Raw genomic sequence first — 18,670 nt, 5'->3', positions numbered from 1 at the left:
GCCCTGCCCTCGATAATGCGGATGTAACGCGGATTCGCGGGTACATTAGGAGGTCGCAATCAATTGCGAAACCGTCCGGAAAATAAAAATCCCCGGACGTGGCCGGGGATTTTTGTCACCTGTGATCAATGATTGTGCCGGGGCATCTTCTCGGCGATCCGGCGGAAATCTGCGGCCCCTTCGAGAACCGCGCCGTCGGAAAGCTGGGTCACGGATTGGCGATAGATGCGCTGCCATGGCGTCGCATCGGCGGGAACGGCGGGAATGCCGTCCGCCTTGCGGGCGGCAAGCTGCTCATCCGGCACCAGCGCATTGCATTCACCCCTATTGAAATCGATGCGGATCACATCACCCGTGCGAAGCCATGCCAGTCCGCCGCCTGCGGCACTTTCCGGCGAGGCGTTGAGGATCGACGGGCTGTCCGCCGTTCCCGATTGCCGGCCGTCGCCGATCGTCGGCAGGCTGGTGATGCCTTTTTTCAACAGCGCATCCGGCGGCTGCATGTTGACGACCTCAGCCGATCCCGGCCAGCCGAGCGGCCCCGCCCCGCGAATGACGAGAATGGTGCGCTCATCGATATCGAGGGACGGATCGTTGATGCGGGCGTGATAGTCTTCCGAACCATCAAAGACGACGCATTTGCCCTCGAAAATGCCCTCGCGGCCCGGCTCGCTCAGATAACGCTGGCGGAATTCCACCGAGATCACGCTCGTCTTCATGATGGCGAAATCGAACAGATTGCCCTTGAGAACAAGGAAACCGGCGCGTTCCTTGAGCGGCTTGTCATAGGACAGGATCACGTCGCGGTCGGTCGATTCCCGCCCTTCCAGATTTTCCGCCATGGTCTTGCCGGTTACGGTCGGACAGTTTCCATCGAGCTTGCCGGCCTGCAGAAGCTCCCACATGATGGCGGGCGTGCCGCCAGCGCGGTGATATTTCTCCCCCAGCCATTTGCCGGCCGGCTGAACGTTGGCCAGCAGCGGAATGTCGTAACCGTGGACCTGCCAGTCCTCCTCGCGAAGTTCAACGCCCGCATGTTTGGCCATCGCGGCCAGATGCGGTTGGGCGTTGGTCGAACCGCCGATTGCAGAATTGACGCGGATAGCGTTCAGGAACGCCGCGCGCGTCATGATGTCGGAAGGCTTGATGTTCTCGACAACCAGTTCGACGGCGCGGCGGCCGGTACGATAGGCCATCTGGCCACGTTCACGGTAAGCGGCCGGTATCGCACCACAACCTGTCAGCGACATGCCGAGCGCCTCCGCCATGGCGTTCATGGTCGAAGCCGTACCCATGGTGTTGCAATGCCCGACGGAAGGAGCGGATTCAAGCGCCGCCTGCAAAAACTCCTCGCGGGTGATTTCGCCGGCGCCGTATTTGCGGCGCATCCGCCAGATCACCGTGCCGGAGCCGACCAGATCGCCGTCATGATAGCCGTCGAGCATCGGTCCGCCGGAAAGGACAATGGCCGGAATATCGACCGTGCTTGCCGCCATCAGCGCCGAAGGCGTGGTCTTGTCGCAGCCGGTAGTCAGAACGACACCGTCGAGCGGATAACCGTAAAGCACTTCCACGAGGCTGAGATAGGCAAGATTACGGTCGAGCGCCGCCGTCGGGCGCTTGCAGTTTTCGAACATCGGATGGGTCGGAAACTCGATGGGAATGCCACCTGCGTCGCGGATGCCGTCACGCACCCGCTTGACCAATTCCACATGGACGCGGTTGCAGGGCGTCAGGTCGCTGCCGCTCTGGGCGATGCCGATGACCGGCTTGCCGGAACGCAGTTCTTCCGGCGTGACGCCGTAATTCATGAAGCGCTCCAGATAGAGCGCCGTCATGTCGAGATGATCAGGATTGTCGAACCAGTCCTGCGACCGCAGGCGGCGCATGGGTGTCTTCTCGTCGCTCATGAGCCCGTCTCAGCCCTGTTCCCGGTTGTTGAGTTTTTCGAGGTAAAGCAGGATGCCGCTATGGTCGATATCGGCACCACCGTCACCAACGAAGTCGTCGAACTCCCGCGTCACCTGCTGGGTCAGCGGTAGTGTCAGAGCCATATCTTTCGCCATTGCCAGCACGCCGTTCAGATCCTTGAGCTGAAACTTGGATGGGCCGCCCGGCGCAAAATTGCGTTTCACCATGCGTTCGCCATGCAGTTCCAGAATCCGGCTTTCGGCAAAACCGCCACGGATGGCGTTGCGGAAACCTTCACGGGACGCACCGCCCGCTTCCACCAGCATCATCGCCTCGGCAACCGCGCCGATCGTAATGGCGACGATCTGCTGGTTGGCGAGCTTGCAGAGCTGACCCGCACCCGAAGGGCCGACATAGGTGAGGCGGCCCATCGGCGCAAAGACATCCGCAAGACCCGAAATCAGCGCCTCGTCACCACCGGCCATGATGGCGAGCGTACCGGCCGTCGCGCCGGGCACACCGCCGGACACCGGCGCATCGACGTGATGAATGCCGAGCGCCTGAAGCCGCGAAGAATGTTCACGCGCAATCGGCGGCGCAATCGAGCTGCTGTCGATGACGACCGCACCCTTTGCCAGCACTTCGGCCACGCCGGCCTCGAACAGCACCTCGCCCACGGCCTTGCCGTCGCTCAGCATGGTGATGACGATATCGGCGCCCTTGGCGGCCTCCGCCGGCGATGCCGCGACAACCGCGCCATCGGCGACAAGCGCTTCGGCCTTGTCGGCGCTGCGGTTCCAGACTGTGACCGAAAAGCCGGCACCCAGCAGGCGCCGGGCCATCGGTCCACCCATCAGGCCCGTGCCGATAAATGCGACAGACCGCTTCTTCTCCTCCCCACTGATGCTCATTTCAGTGAACCTCCCAGTTCGTCCTCGATATGAACCTGAATGATGTCTTCAAACGAGCTTTCAGCCGTAAAGCCCAGTTCGCGCGCACGCTTGGCTTCGAAACCGGGGGCCCAACCTTCGCACATACGCATGATCATCTCGTTCGGCTCGCGGCGGATGAGGGCAACGGCCTTTTCACCAGCGACCTTGCGCAGCGCCTCGATCTGCTCTCCGACGGTGGCGCTGAGGCCCGGCATAGACAGGTTGCGGCGCGGGCCGACCTTTTCAACATCGATCGTCGCGCCATGGATGAGGAAGCCGACGGCGGAACGCGGCGAGGCATGCCAGTGGCGAATGCTTTCCGGCACTGGCAGAACCGCTTCCTGACCGACCAGCGGCTCGCGCAGAATATTGGAGAAGAAGCCCGAGGCGGCCGCATTCGGCTTGCCGGGACGAATGCAGATGGTGGGCAGCCGAATGCCGATGCCGTCAAAGAAACCGCGACGGCTGTAGTCGGATAGCAGCAATTCGCAGATCGCCTTCTGAGTGCCATAGCTGGTCAGCGGCGTGGTATGGAACTCGTCCGGGATCGGATAGGGGAGCGGCGCACCGAAGACGGCGATCGACGAGGTGAAGACCACGCGCGGCTTGTAACCGTCCTTGCCGTTGGCAATGCGGATGGCGTCGAAGAGATAACGCGTGCCATCGAGATTGATGCGGTAACCTTTGTCGAAATCGAGTTCGGCTTCGCCGGAAACGATGGCGGCAAGGTGGAAGATGACATCCGGACGGGCTTCGACCAGCTTTTCAGCCTCGCCCAGCGCGGAGAGATCGGCCGCGCGCGCATCGACAGCGCCGGAAAAACCGGCAGGCGCTTCAGGCTGGAACACGTCGATAAGCGTGAATTTCTCGACCGGCTTGCCGCCGAGCGATCCATCCTTGACGAGACGCTGCGTCAGCTTGCGGCCAACCATGCCTGCGGCGCCGATGATTGCGATATGCATGTCTTCCTCCTCTTTGTCCCGGTCATTCTCCCGAGACCGAAAAAACGTCATCGGCCAACCGACCGATAAATTAGCTTGTAAGGTTGTCTGATAACCTTATATGATCGAGTTGAAAATAGTATTTTTTCACAAATCGGCAAAAGCAAGGGCGATGAACCCTTGCGCGGGCACTTTAGGGCGGATTGGACGGAGAGGGTGAAATGACGATCGTGAGCGAACACGATATCGAGGAATTGCGGTTCTCGCTGAAGAACAAGCTGGGCGAGGCTTTGCTGCTGATTTCGCAGGAAGACATGCTGCGCTATTGCCGTGACTGGCATGGCGACGTCACCAGTTCTGCCGTGGCCGTCATCCGTCCCCGCTCGACCAAGGAAGTGTCCGACGCCGTCCGGGCCTGCGCCGAACTCGGCCTCGCCATCATCCCCCAGGGCGGCAATACCGGTCTGGTGCTTGGTGGCATTCCGGATGCGCCCAAGCACCAGGTCGTATTAAGCCTCGAGCGCATGAATGCCATCCGCACCATAGATGGCGACGATTTTTCCGCCGTCGTGGAAGCCGGCTGCATTCTCTCGGAATTCAAGGATGCGGTTGAGGACAAGGGCATGTTCTTCCCGCTGTCGCTCGGCGCGCAGGGCAGCTGCCGCATCGGCGGCAACGTCTCCACCAATGCCGGCGGCATCAACGTCCTGCGTTATGGCATGACCCGCGAACTGGTGCTGGGTCTCGAAGTGGTGCTGCCGGATGGCACCATCTGGAACGGGCTGTCGACGCTGCGCAAGGACAATCGCGGCATCGATCTGAAGCAGCTCTTCATCGGCGCGGAAGGAACGCTCGGCATCATCACCGCCGTTGCCGTCAAGCTTTACCCTAACCCCGAACATGTCGAGACGGCCCTGCTTGGCCTCAATTCGCTCGATGACGCCATCAAGCTTTACCGCCGCGCCCGCCGCGAATGCTGCGATCTCATGTCCGCCTTCGAATTCATGCCGCCGATCGCCTTCACGCTGGCGATCGAGGCTATTCCCGATCTGAAGATGCCGATTGCCGGCGATTATCCGGCCTATGTGCTGATGGAAATCTCAGGCTCCGGCCTGGTGGACACGGCTGACCTGATGGGACGCTTCCTCGAGGGCGTGATGGAAGACGGGCTGGTGCTGGATGGCGTCATCGCTTCCTCGCGCGCGCAGGCGCAATCGCTGTGGCTGTTCCGTGAAGGTATGAATGAAGGCCAGGCACTGCGCGGTGCGCATATGCGTACCGATATTTCCGTACCTTTGTCGAAACTCGCGGCCTTCGTGGCCGAAGCCGAGGCGGAACTGGCGGAAAAACTGCCGGAGTGCCTCGCGGTTTCCTACGGCCATGTCGGAGACGGCAACGTCCACCTCAACGTGCTGCCGCCAAACGGTTCGACACCGCAGGAGCGCGAAGCCTTCATCTATAAGTCCAAGACATTCGTCAACGAGGTCCTCGACCGCTATGTCGGCAGCATCAGCGCCGAGCACGGCATCGGCCGCCTGAAACGCTCCGATTTCGAAAGCCGGCTATCTGATGTGCAGCGCCGGATGATCACGGGTCTGAAAAACGCCTTCGATCCTGATTTGCGGATGAATCCCGGTTGCCAGATAAGCCTGCAACCGGATAGCTAATCGAGGAACGGCAAAGGCGGCTAAAAACGCCGCCTTTGAAAGCCCCGCTGACGGCGAAGGAGGAAGTCGCCTGTCGCGGGAAAACGAACCAATCGTTTCTGTGGAACGGGAGCAATCATGACGCTGGAGTTCAATCAGATACATCGCAACGACCATCTGCCGGGCCGTATCGCCGCGGAGATTGCGCGCGAAATCAATGATTCGAAGCTCGGACCGGGCGACAGGCTTCCGACCGAACATGTTCTGGCAAAAACCTTCGGCGTTAGCCGCTCGGTCATCCGCGAAGCGATCGCGCAATTGCGCAACGAAGGCTTTGTCGAAACCCGGCAGGGCGTCGGCGCATTCGTCACCGATCCCCGGCAAAGACTGTCCATTCGCATCGAGCGGTCCCGGCTGAACGACCCGGAAAATTTCCGCGACCTTTTCCAGCTGCGCATGCCGCTGGAAATAGAGGCGGCGGGTCTGGCCGCGCTGCATCGCAGCCCGCAGCAGCTGACGCGGCTGGCGGCAGCTTTGGAAAAGATGAAAACCGCCGACGACTGGTCGACGGAAGGCGTTGCGGCCGATCTCGACTTTCACCGCATTCTGGCGGAAGCGACGCAGAACGAATATTTTCTGATGTTCCTCGGCTTCATCGCTGAACGCATCAGCTCCGCCATCAATATTGCTTTTTCGCGTGCGGTTTTTGGTGAAATTCTCGAGGTGACGATCGCCGAACATGTGGCAATCTACGAGGCTGTCGAGAAGGCCGATGCCAGTGCCGCCAAGAACGCCATGCGCAAGCACCTGATCGGCGCCGCAAGCCGGGTCAATCTCGAACTGGATATCTTCTGAGCGGCAAATGAGCACGCGGGTAAAGCTATAGGACAGGTTTACGGCTTTCCGGGAATTGAGACGCGAAAGACGATAATTTTGTCGGCGAAGCCGCTAGACTCGTAGCAAAAGTCATACTAAGAAGAACGGGATTAGGTTGTCAGACATCCAGACAATAAGACCGCAGGAGGCGGCCTGTCGGGTGCTGAAGGGGAGGATTACATGACCGGGACAAGGTCCATCGACGCTACCGCAATTTTGCCTGAAGATTTCGAAAACGCGCTGCTCGTCGGTCGCGTCTGGTCGAAAAGCGAAGGCGGTCCCTGCCCTGTCCTGCTGAAGGACGGTGTGCTCTATGACCTCACTTCGCTTTCCCCAACCATGTCCGAACTTCTGGAAAAGACGGATCTGGTGGAACAGCTTGCCGAGACCGGCACATTCGTCGCACTCGGCACGCTGGAAGCGTTTCTGGACGGTTCAGCCGGCGAACTTCTTGCCCCCAACGACATCCAGGCCGTGAAGGCCGCCGGTGTCACCTTCGCCGACAGCATGCTGGAACGCGTGATCGAAGAGCAGGCCAAGGGCGATCCGCTTCGCGCGCAGGAAATCCGCGGGCGACTGGCCCCGGTTCTCGGTGACAACCTCAAGGGACTTGAGGCCGGCTCCGAAAAAGCCGCTGAAGTCAAGAAACTGCTCCAGGAAATGGGTCTCTGGTCGCAATATCTGGAAGTGGGCATCGGCCCGGATGCGGAGATATTCTCCAAGGCGCAGGCCATGGCCTCCATCGGCTGCGGCGCCTTGATCGGCGTTCACCCGAAATCGCAGTGGAACAACCCGGAGCCGGAAGTGGTGCTGGCCATCGCCTCCGATGGCCGCATTGTCGGCGCAACGCTCGGCAACGACGTCAACCTGCGCGATTTCGAAGGCCGTTCCGCCCTGCTGCTCAGCAAGGCGAAGGACAATAACGCATCCTGCGCGATCGGTCCCTTCATCCGCCTGTTCGACGGCAACTTCACCATTGAAGATGTGAAGAAGTCGCAGATTTCGCTTCTGGTCGAGGGCGAAGACGGTTTCACCATGACGGGCGTCAGCCCCATGGAGGCGATCAGCCGCACGCCGGAAAACCTCGCTTCGCAGCTTTTGAATCGTAACCATCAATATCCTGACGGCGCGGTCTTTTTCCTTGGCACGATGTTCGCGCCGGTGAAGGATCGCCATGGGCCAGGTCTCGGTTTCACCCATTCAAAGGGTGACCGTGTCGAAATCTCCACGCCCAAGCTCGGTAAGCTGATCAACTGGGTCACCACGACCGACGAATGCCCGGAATGGACATTCGGCACCGCGGCCCTGATGCGCAACCTGGCGAAACGAGGGCTGCTCTAGATATTTCTTCGGGAGGGGAAAATGCAAAAGACCATCAATCTCTTTTACCGGATTCTCGAAATCATTCTCGTCCTGCTGCTCGCCGGCATGTCGATCATGGTCTTCGTCAACGTCGTCATGCGTTATACGATGAATTCCGGCATCAACGTCTCGGAAGAACTGTCGCGTTATTTCTTCGTATGGCTGACCTTCATCGGCGCCGTGCTGACCTTCCGCGAGAACAGCCACATGGGCATCGAAACGCTCGTGATGTTCCTGTCCCGTCGCGCCCGCATCGTCTGCATGATCGTGTCTAACATCATCATCCTGGCCTGTTCCGCCATCTTCTTCTGGGGAACCTGGAAGCAGTCCGGCATCAATGCCAGCATGCATGCGCCCGTCACCAAGCTTTCGATGATCTGGGTCTATGGCGTCGGCATGTTCACCGGCGGTCTGATGTTCATCATCGCACTGGAGCGCCTGTACCGTTACTTGACGGGTCGCGTGACAGAGGACGAAATCGCCCAGTTCGCGGGCGAAAACCTGACGATCGAACAGCTTTCGGAGCGCTGATACCATGACACTTCTCGTTTTTGTCGGCTCTCTCCTGGGAGCCATGGCGATTGGCGTTCCCGTCGCGTTCTCGCTGATGTTCTGCGGCGTCGTGCTCATGTGGTACATGGGCATGTTCAACACGGCGATCATCGCCCAGAACATGATTTCGGGTGCGGACACCTTCACGCTGCTCGCCATCCCCTTCTTCATTCTGGCCGGCGAACTGATGAATTCCGGCGGCCTTTCCCGCCGCATCATCGACTTTGCAATCGCACTCGTCGGTCATATCCGTGGCGGCCTCGGCGTCGTGGCGATTGTCGCGGCCATCATCATGGCCAGCATTTCCGGTTCCGCCGCTGCCGATACCGCAGCCCTTGCCGCAATCCTCATCCCGATGATGGCCAAGGCCGGTTACAACATTCCGCGCTCCGGTGGCCTCATCGCCGCAGGCGGCATCATTGCCCCGGTCATCCCGCCTTCGATGGCCTTCATCGTTTTCGGTGTCGCCGCCAACGTCTCGATCACCCAGCTTTTCCTCGCCGGCATCGTTCCCGGTATTCTAATGGGCGCGTCGCTTATCATCGCCTGGCTGATCGTCGTGCGTAAGGACAACGTACAGCCCTTGCCCAAAACGTCGGGCAAGGAACGTCTGCTTGTGACTGCCCGCGCCGGCTGGGCGCTCGGCATGCCCGTCATCATTCTCGGCGGTATCAAGGCCGGCATCATGACGCCGACGGAAGCCGCCGTCGTTGCTGCCGCCTATGCCCTCTTCGTCGGCATGGTTATCTATCGCGAGCTGAAGCCCGCGGACCTGTTCCACGTTCTGCTGCGCGCCGCCAAGAGCACCTCGATCATCATGTTCCTGGTGTGTGCAGCGCTCGTCTCGGCATGGCTTATCACGGCTGCAAACATTCCAAACGAAGTGGCTGGCTACATCGAGCCGCTCATCGATCGCCCGATGCTGCTGATGGCCGCCATGATGGTTCTGGTTTTCATCGTCGGCACCGCGCTCGACCTGACGCCGACCATCTTGATCCTGACGCCTGTTCTGATGCCGATCGTCAAGCAGGCGGGCATCGATCCGGTCTATTTCGGCGTTCTCTTCATCATCAACAACGCCATCGGCCTGATTACCCCTCCGGTCGGCGTGGTTCTCAACGTCGTCAGCGGCGTCGGCCGCATCCCGCTCGGCAAGGTCACGATCGGCGTCTGGCCGTTCCTCGTTGCCGAAACCATCGTTCTGGCGCTGCTGGTGATTTTCCCGGACATCGTTCTGGTTCCGCTGCAGTACCTTCGTTAATCCGCAACCGCTTCTCGAACACAATCCAAGGGAGGATATTATGAGAAAGCTTCTTCTGACCACCACGGCAATCGCATTCGCCGTTGGCGCCGCAGCGCCGGCAATGGCCGAATTCAACAGCCGCAATATCCGCGTTTCGAACGGCATCAACCAGGACCACCCGGTCGGCAACGGCATCAAGGCCATGCAGGCCTGCCTCGACGACAAGTCGGGCGGCAAGCTGAAGCTGACGGCATTCTGGGGCGGCGCGCTTGGCGGCGACCTTCAGGCGACCCAGGCCCTGCGCTCCGGCGTTCAGGAAGCCGTCGTGACGTCCTCTTCGCCGCTCGTCGGCCTCATCCCGTCGCTCGGCGTCTTCGACCTGCCGTTCCTCTTTGCGAACGACAAGGAAGCTGACGCGGTCATGGACGGCGCTTTCGGCGACATGATGAACAAGAAGCTGGAAGAACAGGGCCTGGTAAACCTGGCTTACTGGGAAAACGGCTTCCGCAACCTGTCCAACTCCAAGCACGCCGTGAACAAGTGGGAAGATTTCTCGGGCCTCAAGGTCCGCGTGATGCAGAACAACATCTTCCTCGACACCTTCCAGAACCTCGGCGCCAATGCAACGCCGATGGCTTTCGGTGAAGTCTTCTCGGCGCTGGAAACCAACGCGATCGACGCTCAGGAAAACCCCTATGTGACGATCGACACCTCGAAGTTCTACGAGGTGCAGAAGTACATCACCGAGACGAACCACGCCTACACGCCGTTCCTCTTCCTCTTCTCCAAGCCGATCTTTGACAGCTACACGCCCGAAGAGCAGGCAGCGCTGCGTGAATGCGCAGTTGTCGGCCGCGACGAAGAGCGCAAGGTCATCCGCGAACTGAACCAGAAGTCTCTGGAGAAGATCAAGGCCGCCGGCCTCGAAGTGAACAGCCTGTCTCCTGAAGAGCAGGCCCGTATCCGTGAAAAGTCGATGGTCGTTTACGAAAAGCACAAGGCTGAAATCGGCGCTGATGTCGTTGACGCCGTTCTGGCGGACCTGAAGAAGATCCGCGGCCATTAAGCCCATCTGGTTGAAATGAAAAACACCCGGAGGTTTCCGCCTCCGGGTGTTTTTGTTTGCAGAAAACTCAAGATCGAAAAAAGGCTGCCGAAGCAGCCTTTTCCGGAAATCAGGATGCCGTGCGATTCTGCCGGTTGGCGATGAGATCTTCGACGACGGCCGGATCGGCGAGCGTCGATGTGTCCCCCAGCGCACCAAAATCATCCTCGGCGATCTTGCGCAGGATACGTCGCATGATCTTGCCGGAACGGGTCTTTGGCAGGCCCGGGGCGAACTGGATCTTGTCGGGCGTCGCAACCGGCCCGATCTCGTTACGCACGTGCTTTACCAGCTCCTCACGCAGCGCATAGTCGCCGTTCTGGCCCGCCATCAGCGTGACATAACAATAGATGCCCTGCCCCTTGATGGCGTGCGGATAACCGACGACGGCCGCTTCCGAAACGAGATGATGCGACACGAGCGCCGATTCCACTTCAGCCGTGCCGAGGCGGTGGCCGGAGACGTTCAGCACGTCATCGACGCGGCCGGTGATCCAGTAATAACCGTCCTCATCACGCCGGCAACCGTCGCCGGTGAAGTACTTGCCCTTGTAGGTGGAGAAATATGTATCGACGAAACGCTGATGATCTCCATAGACGGAGCGCGACTGGCCCGGCCAGCTGTCGATGATGCAGAGATTGCCGTCAGCGGGGCCTTCCAAAACATTGCCCTCCGCATCGACAAGCTGCGGTTGCACGCCGAAGAACGGCCTCGTTGCCGAACCCGGTTTCAGATCGGTCGCGCCGGGCAGCGGCGAGATGAGAATACCGCCGGTTTCCGTCTGCCACCAGGTGTCGACGATTGGGCTCCTGTCCTCGCCGACCACATGGTAATACCACTCCCAGGCTTCCGGATTGATCGGTTCGCCAACCGTGCCGAGAAGCCGCAGGCTTTCGCGCGAGGAGCGCTGGACGAACTGGTCGCCCGCACCCATCAGCGATCTGAGCGCCGTCGGTGCAGTGTAAAAAATATTGACCTTGTGCTTGTCGATGACTTCCCAGAAACGCCCCTGATCCGGGAAATTGGGAACGCCTTCGAACATCAGCGTCGTCGCGCAGTTCGCCAGCGGCCCATAAACGATGTAGGAATGGCCGGTGACCCAGCCGACATCGGCCGTACACCAGAAGACCTCGCCATCCTTGTAATCGAAGACATATTCATGCGTCATCGACGTATAGACGAGATAGCCGCCCGTCGTGTGCAACACGCCCTTCGGCTTGCCGGTAGAGCCCGACGTATAGAGGATGAACAGCGGGTCTTCCGCACGCATCTTCACTGGCGGGCAATCAGGCTTCACCGTGGCGATTTCCTGATGGTACCAGACGTCACGACCGGGCGCCCAGCCGGTCTTGCCGCCGGTGCGGCGCACGACGAGAACCTTGTTGACGATGACATATTGCTTGGCGGCGATATCGATCGCCTTGTCGGTATTTTCCTTGAGCGGGATCGGCTTGCCGCCGCGCACGCCCTCGTCGCAGGTAATGACGAAGGTGGACTGGCAGTCAACGATGCGGCCAGCCAGGGCTTCCGGCGAGAAGCCGCCGAAGACCACCGAATGGATGGCGCCGATCCGGGCGCAGGCGAGCATGGCATAAGCCGCCTCCGGTATCATCGGCATATAGATCGTTACACGGTCGCCCTTCTTGACGCCGTGCTTTTTCAGCACGTTCGCCAGACGGCAGACATACTCATAGAGCTGGTTATAGGTGATCTTTTTGTCGATATAGGGATTGTCACCTTCCCAGATGATCGCCGTCCGCTCGCCATGCGTCTTCAGATGCCGGTCGATACAGTTATAGGAGACGTTGGTCAGGCCGTCTTCGAACCACTTGATCGGCACCCTGCCCTTGAAGGACGTGTTCTTGACCTTGGTATAGGGCTTGAACCAGTCGATCCGCCGGCCGTGCTTGTCCCAGAACTTTTCCGGATCCTCGACGCTCTCCTGATACCATTTCTGGTAACGCTCATTGTCGATGAGCGTGCGGGCCTTCGCCGATTTGAGCACCGGGTAGATTTTGGCAGACATGAACTCCTCCTGGAACCGATATGGCTTTTGACGTGGCCCGAGACTCCCACCTCAGGCATGTGGTGAATTCATAGCAGTTCAAATCCGCACGGCAATTAGACAAAGGTCATTTGTTTCGCAAAGAATTGCAATTATGATGCAATCCGGTTATAGAGCGCCAATATCCCGGAAATCAGTGGTTGATACCACGCCCGCGACACCGGCGCGGACGGACAGAAGGACTGTATCTATGGCTCAACAATTGCTCATGCCAAAGGCTACGGCTGTATGGCTGGTTGACAACACCGCGCTGTCGTTCGATCAGATCGCCACGTTCTGCAAACTGCATCCGCTCGAAGTCAAGGCGATTGCCGATGGTGAAGCCGCGCAGGGCATCAAGGGCCTCGACCCGATCGCGACCGGACAGCTTTCCCGCGACGAGATCGCCCGCGCCGAAGGCAATCCGAACCACAAGCTGAAGCTCTCCGAGCCGAAGGTGCGCGTGCCGGAATCCAAGCGCCGTGGCCCGCGCTATACCCCGGTTTCCAAGCGTCAGGATCGTCCGAACGCCATTCTCTGGCTTGTTCGCAACCATCCGGAACTGAAGGATGCGCAGATCTCGCGCCTCGTCGGCACCACGAAATCGACGATCGAACAGATTCGCGACCGCACCCACTGGAACTCGGCCAACCTGACGCCGATGGACCCCGTAACGCTCGGCCTCTGCAGCCAGATCGACCTCGACCTCGAAGTCGAACGCGCCTCGCGCGGTCGTCCGCTGCCGACTGCCGAAGAACTCGACAACACGCTGCAGCCGGCAACCGCGACGGAAGGCCTGGACTACAACTTCCAGCGTGAGGAAGACGACCAGATCGACGCCGATGCGGTCTTCAAGAAGCTTTCGTCGCTGAAGTCCACCCAGAAGGATGAAGACGAAGACGATCAATATTGATCGTAGCCGCTCGAACCATCAAACCCGGCCATCGCGCCGGGTTTTTTGTTGAATGGCTTATCGTGCGCCAAAAATCGCCGAACCGACGCGCACGCTGGTCGCACCGAATTCGACGGCGGTTTCGAAATCGCCAGACATGCCCATGGAGAGCTTCTCAAGGCCGCATTCCTTGGCGAGCTTGGCCAGAAGGGCAAAATGCGGACCGGGATTTTCCTCCGCCGGCGGAATGCACATCAGTCCTTCGACCTGCAATTTCAGCTCATCGCGACAAAAGGCGACGAAAGCCACGGTCTCACGCGGATCGATGCCCGCCTTTTGCGGCTCAAGTCCTGTATTGACCTGCACATAAAAACGAAGGCTGCGACCCTGTTTGCCGCATTCCTCGGCAAGCGCGCGGGCGATCTTCTCCCGGTCGACACTCTGCACCACATCGAACAGCGCCACGGCATCCGCCGCCTTGTTGGACTGTAGCGGACCGATCAGATGCAGCTCGATATCGGGCGTCTTCTTTTTCAGTACCGGCCACTTGCCCTGCGCTTCCTGTACGCGATTTTCGCCGAACACGCGCTGGCCGGCATCGATCACGGGCTGGATCGCCTCCGCGTCGAAAGTCTTCGAGACGGCGACGAGGGCGATATCCGTCGCCTTGCGGCCGGATTTTTCCGCAACATCCGCAATGCGCTGCCTGACATCCTCAAGACGTGCTTCGATTTCCATCACAAGACCTTCATTTGAACCATTCGCAACGCTAACTAGACGCCGATTGCCTTGATGCCAAGCAGGTTTAGCACCATTTGAGGCACGCTGGCCAAGATTGAACGCCCGAATGCCCCGCCAAACTTGACGCCCCGGTCGTTTCATGGTGAAGGTCAGCGCAAATTTTTCCCCTCGATACCCGGAATTCTACACAATGGCCATCGAACGTTACAATCCTCGCGACGCCGAGCCGCGCTGGCAGCAGAAATGGAACGAAGACAAGGTTTTCGTCACCGACAACAGCGATCCGCGTGAGAAATATTACGTTCTGGAGATGTTTCCTTATCCCTCGGGACGCATCCATATGGGCCATGTCCGCAACTACGCCATGGGCGACGTCGTCGCGCGCTACAAGCGCGCCTGCGGTTTCAACGTCCTGCACCCGATGGGCTGGGACGCCTTCGGCATGCCTGCGGAAAACGCCGCCATGCAGAACAAGGTCCATCCCAAGGACTGGACCTACCAGAACATCGCCACCATGCGCGGCCAGCTGAAATCCATGGGCCTATCACTGGACTGGACCCGTGAATTCGCAACCTGCGATGTGGAATATTACCATCGCCAGCAGGCGCTGTTTGTCGATTTCATGGAAAAGGGCCTGGTCTACCGCAAGCAGTCCAAGGTCAACTGGGATCCGGTCGACCACACGGTTCTGGCCAATGAGCAGGTGATCGACGGCCGCGGCTGGCGCTCCGGCGCGCTGGTCGAACAGCGTGAACTGACGCAATGGTTCTTCCGCATCACCGATTTCAGCCAGGACCTGCTGGACGAGCTGGACGAACTGGATCAATGGCCGGAAAAAGTGCGCCTGATGCAGAAGAACTGGATCGGCCGCTCCGAAGGCCTGTCACTGCGCTGGCAGACGGTTGCTGAGACGGCGCCGGAAGGTTTCTCCGACATCACCGTCTATACAACGCGCCCGGACACCCTGTTCGGTGCCTCCTTCCTGGCAATCGCCGCCGACCACCCGCTGGCAAAGGAACTGTCGGCGAAGAACCCTGATATTGCCGAGTTCTGCGATGAATGCCGCCGCCATGGCACCTCGCTGGCAGCGCTCGAAACCGCGGAAAAGAAGGGCATTGATACCGGCGTCAAGGTCGTGCATCCGCTGGATTCCAGCTGGGAACTGCCGGTCTACGTCGCCAACTTCGTGCTGATGGATTACGGCACCGGCGCGATTTTCGGCTGCCCCTCCGGCGACCAGCGCGACCTGGATTTTGCCCGCAAATATGGCCTGCCGGTCGTGGCCGTTGTCGCCCCTGAAGGCCCCGATGCCGCAAACTTCACCATCGACGATACCGCCTTCACCGATGACGGCGTGATGATCAATTCCGGCTTCCTGAACGGCATGAAGACGGCTGACGCCTTTGAGGCGATGGCGCAAAAGCTTTCTGCGCAGACGCTGGGCAACACGCCGCAGGCCGAACGCAAGGTCAATTTCCGCCTGCGCGACTGGGGCATTTCCCGCCAGCGTTACTGGGGCTGCCCGATCCCGGTCATCCATTGCGAAGTCTGCGGCGTGGTGCCGGTTCCGAAAAAGGACCTGCCGGTCAAGCTGCCCGACGATGTGACTTTCGACGTGCCCGGCAACCCGCTGGACCGGCACCCGACCTGGCGCCATGTCTCCTGCCCGCAATGCGGCCATGATGCGCGCCGCGAAACCGACACGATGGATACCTTCGTCGATTCCAGCTGGTATTACACACGCTTCACCGCGCCGTGGGAAGACCAGCCGACCGACCCGAAGGTCGCCAACCACTGGCTGCCGGTCGACCAATATATCGGCGGCATCGAGCACGCGATCCTGCACCTGCTCTATTCGCGCTTCTTCACCCGCGCCATGCGCGAAACCGGCCATGTCGGCGTCAAGGAACCCTTCAAGGGCCTGTTCACGCAGGGCATGGTCGTGCACGAGACCTATAGCCATGGCGAGGGCATGAGCCGCGAATGGATTTCGCCCGCCGACCTGCGCATCGAGGAAACGGAAGGCGCCCGCAAGGCATTCCTGCTGTCATCAGGCGCGGAAGTGAAAATCGGCTCGATCGAGAAGATGTCGAAGTCGAAGAAGAACGTCGTCGACCCGGATGATATCATCGCATCCTATGGGGCCGATACCGCACGCTTCTTCGTCCTGTCGGATTCTCCGCCCGATCGCGACGTCATCTGGTCCGAAGCCGGGGTGGAAGGCGCAAACCGGTTCGTCCAGCGCGTCTGGCGCATCATCGGCGAAGCGGCGGAAGAGCTGAGAACGGTCCAGCCGAAGCCGGCAACCGAAGGCGAAGGTCTGGCAGCCTCCAAGGCGGCCCATAAGACGCTGAAGGCCGTTCAGGAAGATCTGGACAAGCTCGCCTTCAACAAAGCCATCGCCCGCATCTACGAACTGGTCAACGCGCTCGCTGCTCCGCTCGCCGATGTTGCCGCCGGCGGCAAGGCGAACGACGTGAAAGCGGCCGCACGCGACGCCGTTGAAATTCTCATCCGCATCATCGCCCCCATGACGCCGCATCTTGCGGAAGAATGCTGGTCGGCATTGGGCAATGAAGGACTCGTCGCCCAGACGCCATGGCCGACCTTTGTGACTTCGCTGGTCGAGGAAAACGATGTGGTCATGCCCGTGCAGGTCAATGGCAAGAAGCGCGGTGAATTGACAATCGCGCGCGATGCGGATCAAGATGCGGTCCGCACGGCTGCCCTTGCGCTTGATGCCGTCAAATCGATTCTTGCCGGTGGCGAGCCCAAGAAAGTCATCGTGGTTCCGCAGAGGATTGTGAACATTGTTGTCTGACGTTTTTTCAAGATGGAGCCGCATCGCGGCAGCGATTTCCGTCGTGACGATGGCTGGTCTTCTGGCAGGCTGCCAGGTGCGCCCGCTTTACGGCGAGGCTTCCGGAACCAAAGAGAGGCTGGCAGCCGTCAGCGTCTCCGAGACCGGCGGCAGAGTCGGGCAGGAAGTCCGCAATCAGCTGATCTTCCTGATGTCCGGCGGCGCTGGCGAACCGGCCACGGCGCAATATAACGTCAAGGTTTCCGTAAGCTCGAGCGCCACGTCAACGGAAGTGCAGAATTACGACCTGACGACCCGCGCCAACAACAATTACGATGGCCCTTACCCAGGTCGTGTCGTGATGAGCGGTCAATATGTGCTGACACGCGTTTCCGACGGTCAAATCCTGCGTTCCGCACGCCGCAGCGTGACGGCGCAGGTGGACCTGCCGCAGCAGGAATTCGCCAAGATCAGGGCAACCCGCGACGCCGAGAACCGGGCGGCCCGGGAACTGGCTGAAATCATCCGCACCGATATCGCCGCCACCCTCGGCCGCTGAGAGCGGCGGCCGTGACGGAGATAAAGTCCCATGAATTTGAGCGCTTCGCCGAAAATCCGGCGGAGCGCTTTCGCGTTTTCGTACTTTATGGCCCGGATCGCGGCCTCGTGTCGGAACGCGCAGGCGTCATCGCCAAAAAGACCGGCATCGATCCCGATGACGCTTTCGCATCGCTGAAACTGACCGCATCCGATCTGCAGGGCGATCCGGGCCGTCTGCTCGATGAGGTGAATGCCATCGGCCTCTTCGGTGGCGAAAAACTTGTCTGGGTTAAAGGTGCCGCGGCGGAAAAGGCGCTGGTGGATGCGCTCCAGATTCTTGCCGAGACACCGCCGGAGGCGAGCTTTCTCATCATCGAAGCGGGCGACATCAAGAAGGGTACGGGACTGCGCAAGATCGCAGAACCGGCACGCTCCATCGCCGCAATTCCCTGTTATGCCGACGATGCGCGCTCCCTGAACGCATTGATCGATCAGGAGCTCTCCGCCGATAATCTGCGCATTGCACCGGCCGCGCGGCAGAGACTGATTGAATCTCTCGGCGGCGACCGTATCGCCTCACGCAACGAAATCCGCAAGCTGGCGCTCTATTGCCGCGGGGCCGAGGTGATCGAAGAAGACGACGTAGTGGCGATCATCGGCGATGCCAGCACGGTTTCCGCGGACGACGCCGTTGATGCCATTCTGAAAGGCGACAGAAACGCCTTTTTCCATGCGACGCAGAAGATCGTCTCTTCGAAGACCCCGATCTTCCTTGTGCTCCAGGGATGCCTCAAGCAATTCCAGCTGCTCGACCAGATGCGCGCCGAAATGGATGAGAAAAAGCTGCAGGCCGGTCAGGTCATGCAGACACTTGGACGCCACATCCATTTCCGCCGAAAACCCATCATCGAAAGAGCGCTGCGAACATGGCAGCCAGCGGCGATCGCCCGCGAGATGAACCGTCTGCAGGCCGCCATCCTGCAAAGCCGTCAGCGGCAAAGCCTGGAGGAAAGCGTGGCCCTTCTGACATTGCTGTCCACCACGCTGCAATCCGGCCGTGGCGGATGAGACTTAGCAAAAAGCCC

At 60.0% G+C, this 18,670-nt stretch carries 15 protein-coding genes; 10 read left to right on the top strand and 5 right to left on the bottom strand.

Going from position 1 to position 18,670, the window contains the following annotated elements; genetic code table 11:
- Positions 1–125: 125 nt before the first annotated feature.
- From ACIQUH_RS18125 to denD, 3 genes are read right to left on the bottom strand one after another with little or no spacing between them, the layout of a single operon-like run.
- Positions 126–1,910 (bottom strand): IlvD/Edd family dehydratase, encoded by a 1,785-nt coding sequence (locus ACIQUH_RS18125; protein ID WP_400817495.1) that lies wholly within the window; start codon positions 1,908–1,910, stop codon positions 126–128.
- A gap of 9 nt (positions 1,911–1,919) precedes the next feature.
- Positions 1,920–2,822 (bottom strand): NAD(P)-dependent oxidoreductase, encoded by a 903-nt coding sequence (locus ACIQUH_RS18120; protein WP_400817493.1) that lies wholly within the window; start codon positions 2,820–2,822, stop codon positions 1,920–1,922.
- Entirely contained in the window at positions 2,819–3,805 is a 987-nt protein-coding gene (gene denD, locus ACIQUH_RS18115; protein WP_400817491.1) for a D-erythronate dehydrogenase, read from the bottom strand. The genes ACIQUH_RS18120 and denD overlap by 4 nt, the downstream gene beginning before the upstream one ends.
- Positions 3,806–4,005: 200 nt before the next feature.
- On the opposite strand from denD, the gene ACIQUH_RS18110 reads away from it, so the two are divergent.
- From ACIQUH_RS18110 to ACIQUH_RS18085, 6 genes are all read left to right on the top strand, one after another.
- Entirely contained in the window at positions 4,006–5,451 is a 1,446-nt protein-coding gene (locus ACIQUH_RS18110; RefSeq protein WP_400817489.1) for an FAD-binding oxidoreductase, read from the top strand.
- 117 nt (positions 5,452–5,568) lie between these two features.
- Positions 5,569–6,285: a FadR/GntR family transcriptional regulator gene (locus ACIQUH_RS18105; protein WP_400817487.1), complete on the top strand. Its 717-nt coding sequence runs from the start codon at positions 5,569–5,571 to the stop codon at positions 6,283–6,285.
- 201 nt (positions 6,286–6,486) lie between these two features.
- Entirely contained in the window at positions 6,487–7,647 is a 1,161-nt protein-coding gene (locus tag ACIQUH_RS18100; RefSeq protein ID WP_400817485.1) for a fumarylacetoacetate hydrolase family protein, read from the top strand.
- A gap of 21 nt (positions 7,648–7,668) precedes the next feature.
- Entirely contained in the window at positions 7,669–8,199 is a 531-nt protein-coding gene (locus tag ACIQUH_RS18095) for a TRAP transporter small permease (RefSeq protein WP_149742027.1), read from the top strand.
- Between the two features lie 4 nt (positions 8,200–8,203).
- Positions 8,204–9,481, top strand: coding sequence for a TRAP transporter large permease (locus ACIQUH_RS18090; RefSeq protein ID WP_149742026.1), 1,278 nt, complete (start codon positions 8,204–8,206; stop codon positions 9,479–9,481).
- A 40-nt stretch (positions 9,482–9,521) separates the two neighbouring features.
- Positions 9,522–10,529 carry a TRAP transporter substrate-binding protein gene (locus tag ACIQUH_RS18085; protein WP_400817482.1) on the top strand — a complete coding sequence of 336 codons (1,008 nt, stop codon included), beginning with the start codon at positions 9,522–9,524 and terminating at the stop codon, positions 10,527–10,529.
- A gap of 109 nt (positions 10,530–10,638) precedes the next feature.
- Here the strand turns inward: ACIQUH_RS18085 and acs are convergent, their stop codons facing one another.
- Positions 10,639–12,594 carry an acetate--CoA ligase gene (acs, locus tag ACIQUH_RS18080; RefSeq protein WP_400817480.1) on the bottom strand — a complete coding sequence of 652 codons (1,956 nt, stop codon included), beginning with the start codon at positions 12,592–12,594 and terminating at the stop codon, positions 10,639–10,641.
- Between the two features lie 229 nt (positions 12,595–12,823).
- Between acs and ACIQUH_RS18075 the strand changes: the two genes are divergently transcribed.
- Positions 12,824–13,525, top strand: a complete 702-nt coding sequence (locus ACIQUH_RS18075; RefSeq protein ID WP_063951485.1) for a DUF1013 domain-containing protein — start codon at positions 12,824–12,826, stop codon at positions 13,523–13,525.
- A 57-nt stretch (positions 13,526–13,582) separates the two neighbouring features.
- On the opposite strand, the gene ACIQUH_RS18070 is transcribed toward ACIQUH_RS18075, so the two are convergent.
- Positions 13,583–14,242 (bottom strand): YggS family pyridoxal phosphate-dependent enzyme, encoded by a 660-nt coding sequence (locus tag ACIQUH_RS18070; protein ID WP_400817478.1) that lies wholly within the window; start codon positions 14,240–14,242, stop codon positions 13,583–13,585.
- 193 nt (positions 14,243–14,435) lie between these two features.
- On the opposite strand from ACIQUH_RS18070, the gene leuS reads away from it, so the two are divergent.
- Genes leuS through holA form a run of 3 tightly spaced genes read left to right on the top strand, consistent with a single transcriptional unit; the run spans position 14,436 to position 18,653 of the window.
- Positions 14,436–17,066, top strand: coding sequence for a leucine--tRNA ligase (gene leuS / locus ACIQUH_RS18065; protein WP_400817476.1), 2,631 nt, complete (start codon positions 14,436–14,438; stop codon positions 17,064–17,066).
- Positions 17,059–17,604: an LPS assembly lipoprotein LptE gene (lptE, locus tag ACIQUH_RS18060; RefSeq protein ID WP_400817531.1), complete on the top strand. Its 546-nt coding sequence runs from the start codon at positions 17,059–17,061 to the stop codon at positions 17,602–17,604. Before leuS ends, lptE begins: the two co-directional genes overlap by 8 nt.
- Before the next feature lie 11 nt (positions 17,605–17,615).
- Positions 17,616–18,653: a DNA polymerase III subunit delta gene (gene holA / locus ACIQUH_RS18055; RefSeq protein ID WP_400817474.1), complete on the top strand. Its 1,038-nt coding sequence runs from the start codon at positions 17,616–17,618 to the stop codon at positions 18,651–18,653.
- The last annotated feature ends 17 nt before the right edge of the window (positions 18,654–18,670 follow it).

This window comes from Agrobacterium sp. NPDC090283 (assembly GCF_044769685.1).
GTDB lineage: Bacteria > Pseudomonadota > Alphaproteobacteria > Rhizobiales > Rhizobiaceae > Agrobacterium.
This window is presented reverse-complemented; position numbering and strand designations above follow the sequence as displayed.

Bases quoted from the DNA above. Each gene is read 5' to 3' on its own strand.
- ACIQUH_RS18125 (WP_400817495.1), bottom strand. From the start codon at position 1,910: ATGAGCGACGAGAAGACACCCATGCGCCGCCTGCGGTCGCAGGACTGG.
- ACIQUH_RS18120 (WP_400817493.1), bottom strand. From the start codon at position 2,822: ATGAGCATCAGTGGGGAGGAGAAGAAGCGGTCTGTCGCATTTATCGGC.
- denD (WP_400817491.1), bottom strand. From the start codon at position 3,805: ATGCATATCGCAATCATCGGCGCCGCAGGCATGGTTGGCCGCAAGCTG.
- ACIQUH_RS18110 (WP_400817489.1), top strand. From the start codon at position 4,006: ATGACGATCGTGAGCGAACACGATATCGAGGAATTGCGGTTCTCGCTG.
- ACIQUH_RS18105 (WP_400817487.1), top strand. From the start codon at position 5,569: ATGACGCTGGAGTTCAATCAGATACATCGCAACGACCATCTGCCGGGC.
- ACIQUH_RS18100 (WP_400817485.1), top strand. From the start codon at position 6,487: ATGACCGGGACAAGGTCCATCGACGCTACCGCAATTTTGCCTGAAGAT.
- ACIQUH_RS18095 (WP_149742027.1), top strand. From the start codon at position 7,669: ATGCAAAAGACCATCAATCTCTTTTACCGGATTCTCGAAATCATTCTC.
- ACIQUH_RS18090 (WP_149742026.1), top strand. From the start codon at position 8,204: ATGACACTTCTCGTTTTTGTCGGCTCTCTCCTGGGAGCCATGGCGATT.
- ACIQUH_RS18085 (WP_400817482.1), top strand. From the start codon at position 9,522: ATGAGAAAGCTTCTTCTGACCACCACGGCAATCGCATTCGCCGTTGGC.
- acs (WP_400817480.1), bottom strand. From the start codon at position 12,594: ATGTCTGCCAAAATCTACCCGGTGCTCAAATCGGCGAAGGCCCGCACG.
- ACIQUH_RS18075 (WP_063951485.1), top strand. From the start codon at position 12,824: ATGGCTCAACAATTGCTCATGCCAAAGGCTACGGCTGTATGGCTGGTT.
- ACIQUH_RS18070 (WP_400817478.1), bottom strand. From the start codon at position 14,242: ATGGAAATCGAAGCACGTCTTGAGGATGTCAGGCAGCGCATTGCGGAT.
- leuS (WP_400817476.1), top strand. From the start codon at position 14,436: ATGGCCATCGAACGTTACAATCCTCGCGACGCCGAGCCGCGCTGGCAG.